The sequence below is a fragment of the Cryobacterium zhongshanensis genome, from assembly GCF_022760445.1.
Lineage (GTDB): Bacteria > Actinomycetota > Actinomycetes > Actinomycetales > Microbacteriaceae > Cryobacterium > Cryobacterium algoricola.
The window spans coordinates 636,630-647,630 of record NZ_JALGAR010000002.1 but is presented as its reverse complement, the minus strand read 5'-3'; the positions used below and the strand labels follow the sequence as shown (position 1 = coordinate 647,630).

7 protein-coding genes are annotated in these 11,001 nt (G+C 60.7%); 3 read left to right on the top strand and 4 right to left on the bottom strand.

The annotated features are described in order from the left end of the window. Nucleotides 1-49: 49 nt before the first annotated feature. Genes MQH31_RS11360 through MQH31_RS11350 form a run of 3 tightly spaced genes read left to right on the top strand, consistent with a single transcriptional unit; the run spans nt 50 to nt 1,660 of the window. Complete coding sequence (locus MQH31_RS11360) at nt 50-790, top strand: glycosyltransferase family 2 protein (RefSeq protein ID WP_243012125.1); 741 nt, start codon at nt 50-52, stop codon at nt 788-790. Further along, nucleotides 787-1,185, top strand: coding sequence for a DUF2304 domain-containing protein (locus MQH31_RS11355; protein WP_243012124.1), 399 nt, complete (start codon nt 787-789; stop codon nt 1,183-1,185). Before MQH31_RS11360 ends, MQH31_RS11355 begins: the two co-directional genes overlap by 4 nt. Beyond that, the gene (locus MQH31_RS11350; RefSeq protein WP_243012123.1) at nt 1,175-1,660 is read left to right on the top strand and encodes a GtrA family protein; all 486 of its coding nucleotides are present in this window, start codon (nt 1,175-1,177) and stop codon (nt 1,658-1,660) included. The genes MQH31_RS11355 and MQH31_RS11350 overlap by 11 nt, the downstream gene beginning before the upstream one ends. 102 nt (nt 1,661-1,762) lie before the next feature. On the opposite strand, the gene MQH31_RS11345 is transcribed toward MQH31_RS11350, so the two are convergent. The 4 genes from MQH31_RS11345 to MQH31_RS11330 form a co-directional block, all read right to left on the bottom strand. Further along, nucleotides 1,763-3,136 carry a hypothetical protein gene (locus MQH31_RS11345; RefSeq protein WP_243012122.1) on the bottom strand — a complete coding sequence of 458 codons (1,374 nt, stop codon included), beginning with the start codon at nt 3,134-3,136 and terminating at the stop codon, nt 1,763-1,765. Between the two features lie 35 nt (nt 3,137-3,171). Continuing rightward, complete coding sequence (locus tag MQH31_RS11340; RefSeq protein ID WP_243012121.1) at nt 3,172-5,664, bottom strand: glycosyltransferase; 2,493 nt, start codon at nt 5,662-5,664, stop codon at nt 3,172-3,174. A 133-nt stretch (nt 5,665-5,797) separates the two neighbouring features. Next, nucleotides 5,798-7,855, bottom strand: coding sequence for a hypothetical protein (locus tag MQH31_RS11335; protein WP_243012120.1), 2,058 nt, complete (start codon nt 7,853-7,855; stop codon nt 5,798-5,800). A 143-nt stretch (nt 7,856-7,998) separates the two neighbouring features. Continuing rightward, nucleotides 7,999-10,932: a rhamnosyltransferase WsaF family glycosyltransferase gene (locus MQH31_RS11330; protein ID WP_243012119.1), complete on the bottom strand. Its 2,934-nt coding sequence runs from the start codon at nt 10,930-10,932 to the stop codon at nt 7,999-8,001. Nucleotides 10,933-11,001 lie beyond the last annotated feature (69 nt).

Here is an 11,001-nt window from a genome sequence, read left to right as displayed (position 1 = left end):
CGCTGTCTCGAAACGGAATCATCGGGGACACTTAGGTAGAGTCGTAATCATGTCATCCCTGGAAGAGACACTCATTGTCATGCCCGCATTCAATGAAGAGGAGGCAGTCGGTGATGTTGTTCGAGAGGTGCTCGAGACTTTGCCGGGTGTCCATTGCCTCGTCATCAGCGACGGTTCGACGGACGCCACGGCGTCTATCGCCGAGCGCGCCGGCGCAACGGTGCTTGTGCTGCCATTCAATCTCGGTGTGGGCGGAGCCATGCGACTGGGGTTCAAATACGCCATCGCGAATGGGTACGACAATGTCGTCCAGCTCGATTCTGATGGGCAACACAACCCCCGTAGCGTCCCTGAATTGCTCGAGAAGTTGGACAAAGCGGACATTGTGATCGGCGCGCGATTCGCGGGCGAGGGTGACTACGAGGTCGGTGGCCCTCGCAAGTGGGCGATGAAAGTTCTGGCCGTCGCGCTCAGCAGGATCGCCCGCACCCGTCTCACAGACGTCACGAGCGGATTCAAGGCCGCCGGGCCACGTGCTGTCCGACTCTTTGCTGACAACTATCCTGCCGAGTACCTCGGCGACACGATCGAATCCCTCGTGGTCGCATCGCGTGGTGGCTGCACGGTCGCCCAGGTGCCGGTATCGATGCGGCCGCGCGCCGGCGGCGTGCCTTCGCAGAATCCGTTCACCTCTGCGATCTACCTGGGCCGGGCCGGTATGGCTCTCCTGATCGCCCTCCTCCGCACTCCGATAACGGCTCCGGCACACGAACAAGGTGTACTTTCATGAATCCAGTCACTCACGCCTTCGTCATCGCGGCAGCGGCGCTCGCTCTGATCGCTGTCGTTGAAATGCTCCGGCGCCAGCGCTTTCGCGAACGCCACGCTGTCTGGTGGCTCCTTGCTGCCGTTGTTTCCCTGGTCGTAAGCATCTTTCCCGACACCCTGCAGTTCGCTGCTACCGCCGTTGGAGTCGAGATTCCGAGCAATCTCGCATTCTTCGTCAGCGTGATACTCCTGGTCATCGTGAGTGTGCAGCACAGCTCCGAGTTGACCCGCCTCGAGGAAAAGACCCGCACTCTCGCCGAGCACGTCGCGTTGCTCGAACTGAGGGTTCGCCTCCTGGACGCGGGAAGCGGATCGGGCACCGAGGCCGAGGACGACCGGACCGACCGTGGCCGCTAAAGCGAAGCAAGCCGCTGTGTCGCCGGTTCCACCCGCAGACCCGGCAAAGCGAACGTGGATCCGCATCATCTTCGACCACAGCGGTTTCCGCTATCTCGTCGTCGGAGGGGCCAGTTTTATCATCGACTTCGGCTTGCTCGCCCTGCTCTTCCAGGTGTTCGACTGGCCGCTGTGGCTCGCCACCGGCACGGCATTCCTCACGAGCTTCGTCTTCAGCTACTTCATGCAGCGCGCCTTTTCATTCAGTTCGGAATCTCCGCACGCGAGCACGCTCGCGAAATACCTGACTCTCCTTGCCTTCAACACGCTGGCCACAATCGGTATTGTCGCGCTGGTAGACCTGACCGGTTGGGGCTGGGGGGCGGGAAAAATCTCGGCCACGGTCATCACGACCGCGTGGAACTACTTCGCGTACCGCTACTGGGTCTTCTCCGCTCCAACGGGTCGGCGGACGAGCCCCGCTTCTGCCGGCTAGAGCTACCGACACCGCAGCAGGTGCGATGTCGGCGACTCATCCACATCCACATCCACGCAACGCTGTCACCTCCGGTGGGCCTGGATACGGCTACCCGTTGAATCAGGTCAGTGTCTCAGCGAGCCTGAACGACAGGAGGAAGACGAGAACTCCACACGCCCCCACGGCGTTGCCGACCCATCTCCTATTCGAAAAGAGCAATGCGGCGCAACACAGGAACATCGGGACAAGAGCAAGGCCGTAACGAGCGGGAAGCGGGAAATAGAATCCACTGGTCAACAGGTTGGCGACGCCCAAGGCCGGGCCGGACACTAGCGCGACAAGCAAGACGGAGAAGGCCAACAAAGCCTGCATCGATTTTGGCGGGGAGGTGGCGAGAAGCCCCAAGACCCCGGCCGCCACGACGCTAGTACCGATACCTGCGATCACAATGGCGTACATGCCGAGGGAGGAAGGGTCAACGGCTCCGCTGATGGCGCCAGGGAAGAACTTGAAGACCTCAGACAGCAACGCCTTGCCGCCTAATTGCGTTGCGACGAGTTGGTCGGGGGCGGGGCCGACAGCAATCAACGATCGAGTGACTGTCCAGACCGCTTGGGCGGCCACCGCGGCGACGAGGGTGAAGACGCCCAATCGGGTAATGGAGCTCCGGCGCCATGCCGTGATCCGACTACTCGCGTCGATGCCGGCGGGTCCGGTGGCGTTTGCAGCGGAGTAGAGGAGGAAGAATACGGCGACCGCAGCCACAGCCATGAGATTCTGCAACTTGAACAGTGCCACCACAATCGCAGCGAGCGGCAATAGCCAGCCGTGGCGCCGGGTCTGAAGGTAGCGAATGGCCAGAAAGATCATCAGCGCCCCTGCCGGAAGGGCCGTGGCATCGGTACTTATGTAGGTGTGAGACCAATAAGCGGGCAGTGATCCGGCGAGGAGTATCCCCAGACCGAACCCGAGCCCTCGGGGAACGTTGAGTCGGCGAAACGTCATGTACAGAAGCACCAACGCTGCTGCCAACCAGATCCATCCGGTGTACCGGCCCGCTTCGGTCAAGTCAGTCATGCCCACCCACATGAGCGGCTGGGCAAGGACCCACGTTGTTCCGAAATAGAGAGGCGCATAGAGGTCGGCGGATGTCTTGCCGTTGAAGGGGAACGCCACGTCGTCGTTGAAGGAACTCGACTGGCACAGCGTCGGTTGAGGGCCGATGTACATGCGCACCCCGTGGCAAGCGAAGTATTCCCGGGCGTACGCGCCGGTTTCCTCACCGCGATGAACGACGCCCTCGGTCGGTACCTTGGCCAGATAGTCGATGTAGACGAACTCATCGATCGGCGAGATCGAGTCGTGTTGAGGGACGTGAACCAGGCCGACCATCAGGCTGGCTATCACTAGAAGGCCGCAGAGCAACCAGTCGCGCACTGTCCATCTGCTCGAGGGCGCCGGAATCAAACCCTGGCGTTGCACTTCAGAATTCATTTTTGCACCCGTTCGGTCGGCTGCGGCGGGCACGGTCACTTCAGCCGACGGCGAAGGCGCCGCGAGATCTTGCGCGAAATTACCGGGAGGCCGCCGTTGCGGAAGTAGAACATGACCAAGCCCAGGTCATGTCGGAAACCATGCTTCTTCACACGTCGTCGTGGTCGGCTCTCCTCGAGCGACGCATGCGAGCGACTCTGGCCTCTGACGGTCTGATCTGCAGCATGGTGCGGGTTCTCCATGAATTCGACGAGAGGCGCTAAAGCGTTGTCCCAGAAGAACTTCTCGCGCACCCGGCCGATGTTCGCCTTGGCCAGGGCGATGAACTCCGGGTCGTACAAGATCTTCTCAAGTGCTGCCGCAAGTTGGACCTCGTCGCCGGAATCAACGACAATTCCGAGATTTTCGGCCTCGACGAGCTCAGCGAAGTAGTCGCCCTTGGTGAGCACCATAGGAAGCTCCGCCCAGAGGTAGTCAAGCACGCGGGTCCGGAACGAAAACGTCGTTTCGATGTGCGAGAAGTGGGTACTCACGCCCGCATCCGCCTCCGTGAGGAAATTCTGCCGATCAGCGTAGTCAACCCATGAGGCGTTGAAGAAGACCGTCCGTTCCAGCGCTCCGAGCTCAGAGGCGAGCTGTCGAGATTCCGAAACGACCGCCATTTCCGGAACTCCCGGGTGAGGATGCTTGGTCCCTTGGAAGAAGAGTCGGACGTCCGGGTGTGCCACCGACAACGCCGCGACTGCCCTGATCAGAGTCTTCGGGTCGAACCAGTTGTAAAGCCCACCACTCCAGAGAATAACCTTGTCGTTGTCGCCGATACCCGGCACCACCGACTTCAGAACCTGTTTGACGTGTTTGGGTGGAACTCGGTCCAGGCCGAAAGGCACGACGCTGATCAATCCGAGCAGGTCAGGATCTGAGGCATAGTTTGCGGGGTTGATCCGGCCGAGGCCTGCCAGCTGGCCGAGATAGAACTGGCGTTGTCGATCTGACGCGCAGAGAAAGAAGTCTCCTCTGCCCAGCTGCTCATTGAGAACCGCCGTCGCGTCGGAAACCTGCTTGTCCCAGACGGCGGCAGGAAGCTCGCGTCCTTGTTCCAGCTGTTCCAGGTGCATCGGGTCGTAGATATCGACAACCAGAATCTTCTTCGACCGTCTCAGCGAGTCGAAGACGGCCATTGCATGGCCCTGGAAGATGATGACGTCCGTCCAGCGCTCAAGCTTGCTGAACGCCCGGTCGTCACCCGCCGGAATATGCACGATGTCGAATGGAGCATCGACAGGTTCAAGACCGGACAGTGTCACGAGGGTCACCAGGTGAGTCTTCGACAGCGCGAGCGCGATGTTCCAGGCACGGATGGCCGGACCGGCCATCTTTGCGCCGATCGGATCGCCGGTCACAATGACGACCTTCAGAACTGCGGCTGGCTCCGTCACATCAAATGCGGTCACAATCTTCTCGTACCCCTCGAGGTAGTAGTCGTCTTGGAACGACGGCGCATCCGTGAGTCCGAACAACTTCCACAGGCGACCGTCCGGAACCACTCTTGACGCCTGGATCTCGTCCCGAGACGCCTTCAACCCCGGCAGTTCTTCGACGAACTGGTCAAGAGCGAACAGCGAGGCCGCGGAGTCCTTGGGGAAAATAGAGTGGGTCTCGCTGTCGTCGCTGCCTTTTCGAATATCCAGCGAGGTCGAGTCGATCTTCCCTTTCGCGATACCCCGGCGCACTGAAAGTGCCATTGCTGCGGGGAGGGCCTCGCGGAGCGCGTCACTCCCGAGGTTCTTGTACAGGGCGAAGAGCGCATTGCGTTCCAGGAGATAGGTCTCCTTGAACGAGCCGAACGAGTTCATGGATGCATGATGCTTGTGGAAGGCGATGGAACGCGGTTCATACGCGTAGCGCCACCCCAGAAGGTTCAGCCGCCATCCCAGGTCGACGTCCTCGAAGAACATGAAGAAACGTTCGTCAAAACCTTTCAGTGCGTCGAAAACCGAACGACGCACGAACATGGCGGATCCGGTCCCGAACAGGACGTCCATCCCGGGAGTCTCCGCCGAAGGTACAGGTTCTGCGGTCAGGGGTTTATATCCCATCCCGAACCAGGTCAGGGCAGATCCCAGATAGTCGACGTGGTTACCGTCCCAGTCGAGGACCTTGCTGGCCACGGCGCCGATAGCGGGTGACTCGGAGAACCTCTCGACGGCAGCTCGTATCCATTGCGGATCCGGCTTGGCGTCATTGTTCAGAAACGCGACATACTCGCCGTTGCTTTCAGCAACGCCGAGGTTGCAACCGCCCGCGAACCCGAGGTTGGATCGGGACACGACGATCTTGGCGTGCGGGACTGCCGCACGCAGCAATTCGGCACTTCCGTCACCGGATGCGTTCTCAACGACCACGATCTCGAGCCGTTCCTGCGGCCAATCGACCCGGTCCAGGTGCGCGATGGCCTCGATCGTGTCTGCTGCACCCTTGAAATTGACGAGTACGACAGAGACGACTCCTGGTCGGATTTTCGGCATGAAAGCCCTTTCGTGGTCTGAACGTGCTCCGAGAGTCTAACAATTCTCGCGAAGAGGCTTCACCTGGCGCCCCTGTGGGAGACCGGCCCAGCCTGTCCCGCCGGCTTCGCCTGTCCTTGGACGGGCGACCAGCTCAGCCCGCCACCGTCCTGCAGCCGAGCTGTGGGTTGAACCCGGGACCGACGTTGATCGCGAACACGCACACCTGGTTTTGTCCGAGTGGCAGGACGATCGGAATGCTGAAGCCGTGCGCCGTTCCGAATGTCGGGTACGCACGACCGACATCCGCTCGGCCAGCGTCACCGGTGAACGCTCCACCCCACTGACCGTTCACGTAGACATGCACGACGATCGGCGCGACAGTGTCAGGGTCAATGACCCAGCCCTGCAGAGTGACGTGACCACTTGCGATCGACGGAGGTTCGAAGTTCCCGAAGGGCGCACCAGAAGCGCTGGTGACGGTGGTGCACCGGATCAGGGAGTTGTACCCGGACATCAGGTTGATGCCATAGACGCACACCTGGCTTGAACCTCCGGGAACGGCGACATCCGCGCTGAACCCATGGCCTGATCCGTAGCCGGGGTAGGACCTGGCGACGTCTGTGCGTTCACCGTTCGCCGTGAACGCCCCGCCCCAGCGACCGTCCACGTAGACATGCACGGCGATGGGGTCCGGGCTATCGGGGTCGAGGGCCCAGCCACCGATGTGGGCCATCCCGACTGCTGCAGAGCTGGATTCGACATTTCCGATGGGCGGACCCGAAGCCGTAGACACGGTACGGCACCCGATGACTTTGTTGGCCCCGCCCCCGATGTTGATTCCGTAGACGCAGACCTCGCTCGTCCCAACCGCTAGATTGAGGTCCATCGCGAAGCCATGGTTATTTCCATACCCGGGGTAGGCCCGGCCGACATCGTTGCGCAGCGTTGCTGCCGGGAATGCACCGGCCCAGCGCCCATTGACGTAGACGTGGGTATCGATGCTCGCCGCAGCATCAGGATCCAAGGCCCAGCCGCTCAAGCTCACCGTGTTGCCGGAGAGAGTTGCGTTGTCGAGACTGCCCACGGGCGGACCGGTCGGAGTCGTGAGTGTCCGGCACCCCAACAGTTGGTTGGCACCGGCGCCGACATTGATCGCGTACAGGCACGCGCGGAAGGCACCCGCACCCGCAGTTATCGGAACGGTGAATGAGAAACCGTGACTTGCCCCGTAGGACGGGTATGCGAGCGATATGTCGCTGCGTGGCGTGTCCGCCCGGAAGGCTCCGCCCCACTGGTCGTTGATGTAGAGATGCACTGCGATCGGTGCGGATGTCTCCGGGTCGAAAGTCCACCCGCGGAACGTGGCCGAGTCCAAGGAAGCAGTCGCGATCTCCAAATTACCGACGGGCGAGAGCGGGGGTACGACGGTCTGTCCGAACCAGTCTGAGAAGATCCGCCAGAAGTTCCGGTTGCCGTAGGAGGAACACGTGTCACCGGTTCCGTACAGGTTCCCGAGCGCGGCGTTGTTGGGTTGATAGGGGGTGTAGTTGTATAGGTCGGCCGTCGCTTGGTTCCTGATCAGAACCGTCGACGAGCCGCACCCGGCGTTGGGGTGATACCCGATGGCTACGTTCCCGATTCTGAACTGGCGGTCGGGAAAGTTCGTGTACTGACGGAACTGCCACGCCGCCTTGTAGACCTGATTGTAAAAACCGTAGAAAGCAGCGTCGCAACTGCTTGTATCGGGGCAGCCGTATCCGGTGGCCTTGCGGTACTCGCCTGCGGTCGGCCAGGTGTCTGTGACGAGGCCGGTTTCCTTTTCAAGGAGGACGAGCAGAGTCTGCGGGCTGATGTGACAGGCCTGGGACACCTTGGCGATGATCCGGCTTGCTCGTTCATTGGTCTCGCCGGAGTACTGGTCGCAGTGGCCAGGGGCGACGGCGGCACGGGTGAACGTCGTCTCCGCGTAATCCTTGAGGCAGGTGTACCCCGCTCTACACGTCAGGACCTCTCCGTCGAGGAAATTCTGAATCCCGGCTTCGTCCATGGCATTCTGATCGAAGAAGCGCTCGTCGCTGATGAGATAGCCGGGATCGAAATCGGAGCCGGCGACCGCATGTGCTGGTGGAGCAGGCGCGAACTGCAGACCTGAAAGAACCGTCACGAAGCCGAGAACGATCGCGAGCGAACGAAGTCGCTGGGATTTCATGGAGAACGCCTACCCTGCCGATCGGTGGCATGTGAATCCGCCCGAACGGCGGCCCGAGGCCGGCAATTACCCCAGGGCCGGCTGCCTGCAGCCCTTCATGAGACTGTACCTGATTCAGGCTGCGGATACGAAGGCGCTCATCATTAGCTGTCAGACGTCTTCGCTTCAGCGTTCTCCGGATCAGACATGTACGCATGGATGCCACCGAGTGCAACATCCCAGTCGGCATGTGACTCCGCAATCGTGCTGATGGCCCGAGCCGAAATCTCGTGTCGGAGTTCGGCGTCGCGCACGAGTCGATCAAGCTTCGCAACGATGTCGTCGAGGGTCCGCATGGTCAGAAGCGAGTTCTCTTCGTCGTCGAACAGCCACGTGAACCAGTTGCTGGCCGGGGCAACCATCGCGACTCCGCTACTCATCAATTCGAGTGGCAGATACGACGGATGCCTCGAAATCTGCATGGTGAGACCGATATCCATCTCCCGGTAGAGCCGGCCGGTTGCCCGATAGTCGAGAAGACCCATGTCGATGAAGTCCGCGCTCGCTGGGAGGTAGCGAGCGCCGGCTGCGACGATTCGAACGCCGTCCCCGTGAATTCGCTTGATCTCCGTGAGAGCCGTGTAGACAAGTTCCCAGCAATTGCGGAAGTGATCCCGGGCATACGCGAAAATCGTGACTGGCTCAGTGGCCAGCTTCTCGCGCCGGCCCTCCGCATGATAAATGGACTGATCGACGGCCGGAGTGAAGTAGGTCGCGGAGCCCTGATACATCTCCGTGTAGATACTGTGCATGCTGACCGTGTTGCAGAGGCCGTACAGGCCCAGCCGATAGCTCTCCTCAGCCATTGCGAAGAGAGTGCTGGCCGGATAGAAACTGGGTTCATAGTCCTGCATCAGGTAGAACTTCCGCTTGACGCCTTGTGACTTGGCCACGTGAATGGCCGTCAGCCACAATGTGGCCACAGCGGCGTCGGCCGGTGGTATCAGAGCAATCTGTTCATCCGAGCCGTCGTAGAAGGCGATTTCCGCCGCTGCGAGTTCGGGGAAGGCCGCGGTGAGAGCCGAAGCGACGAACGCTCGGTTCGGAGCTGCGAGGACCACAAACCGGTTGAGCACGCCATGCTCCCGGGCTAGTTTTGCGGCCAGCCGGAAGGCCGTGTTAAGTCCGCCGAAGAACGGCATATCGATGTCGGGAATGAACCAATTGATGACCCGGATGTCGAGCGGTCCCGAGAACTCCGCGTGAAGCTGATGAACCGCCGCGACCTCTTCGGCGGAGATCGAAGCCGTGCCGATCAATGCGGAGGCCTCCTCCGAGATCGACGAACTCTGTGCGTGTTTGATGAACGATCGACCGAGCATTTCGAGCGCCAGCTTCACGGGGTTCTCGTCCCGCGGGTCCTTGAATCTGGGTACGGCGCTGAGTCGCGACACATTTTTCGACACGTATGGGTCGCCGCCCTGAAGCCAGGGGTGATAGCGCCAATAGCTCGCATAGAAATCTTCAGCGGGCACCGCAGTGCCGCGCGTGAGCGATTCGAAGTGCCGCACAGTATCGAATGGAATGACAACATTTCGTCGTCCGCGAATGATCTGGTCGAGACCGAGGACAACGTCGCTCCCACAGAGAACGAAAGCCTCGTCGAGGCCGTTTACTTCCTCAAAATCCGTGCGCCGGATTGCGAGGCAGGCCCCCGTGACGGCAAGTGAATTCCGGTACCACGTTGTCGGACCAATGAGCGTGTCTGACCCTGGGGTCATTCCCGCGAACAAATTGTCAGCGAAGCCGCCAGGGCCGATCATGACGCCGCCGTGCTGGATCAAGTCATCGGCCTGTCGATGCTGAACGCCGACCACTCCAACGCCTTCGCGCATGAGTAGTCCGACCATTTCTTTCAGCCACAGAGCGTCGACTATCTCGGTGTCGTCATTCAGCATCACAATGATGTCGCCATCCGTGGCGCGCGCGGCGACATTGTTAACCCGTGAGTAGTTGAACGGGGTCTCCGTCCACCATTTCACCGTCAAGTCAAGCCCCTGGGAATTCGCGACATACCAATCCGTGTTCTCCTGGGATTCACCACCATTGTCGATGATCTTCACGTCGAATCGCGGATAGTCGGTCGTTGCAAGGCTGGGCAGCAAACGACCCAGGTTCACGCGCGAGTGGCGTGTCGGGATCACGATGGAGACGGTCGGCCACTCAGCGGGCTGAAAACGTACTCGAACGACATCTCTATCCACGGTCGTTTCTACCGTTTCGCCGTGTCGAGCGAGCACGTCCTTGACCATCTCGGCGTCCGATTCGTTGACGCTGCGAACCGTCGAATGCGCCTCAGTGAGCAACACGTTGGCGATATTGCCCGCGTTGCGCTCCGAGAACCGCCCCGAGAGGAGTAAGTCCCAGACTCCTCTATCGGTGAGACGGGCTGATTCGGACGACCGCATCGAGGACCGCTTAATGGCGAAGGCCCGGTCAATGTAGTTGAATCCGAGGAGCATGTCCGGCGACCAGGCCGGTCGGAAAAGCGGGTCCTTCGGGCCGGTCGCACCGTGAACATCCGAGTCGAACACGATCAATTCGAGTGCCGGGTCAATCCTGTGCTGCTTGGCCACATCAGCCAGGGCATACGGCGAGAGCACTGAACCGGCGCGCAATAGGAGGACAAAATCTTCGCTGAGCGATGCTACGCCGTTCTGAAGTGGGGATCCAGATTGCAGCTGAACTACTCGACCGACGCAGCCAAGCTGATTCTCCACGCTTTCGGTGGTTCGCTTGATCTCGGCAGGAGTGCTGAGCGCCCCGATCTCAACGACGACTCCAAAAGTTGTTTCGTTCGTGCTCCCGGAGATCGCCGTCTCGGCGTCGTGCGGGTTCAGTGCTCGCCAAGCTCGATAGTCCAATTCCGTCGTACGGGAAGCGCTCGCGGCGCGCACGAAGTTGGCCCGGGCATGCCTCGCGAAGACTCCGGCATCCTTGACGCTGTAGTAGGCAGCGGCAGCGAAGAGGCGCTGTCGCGAATTGAGGGGCAGCGTCCTGCGGACACCGTTTGCAATCGTGGACTTCCAGGGCTTCATATACTCGCGTCTCCATGCGGGTGAAACGATGTACACCCACGGTCTAGATTCCCAGCGACGGGGAAACCG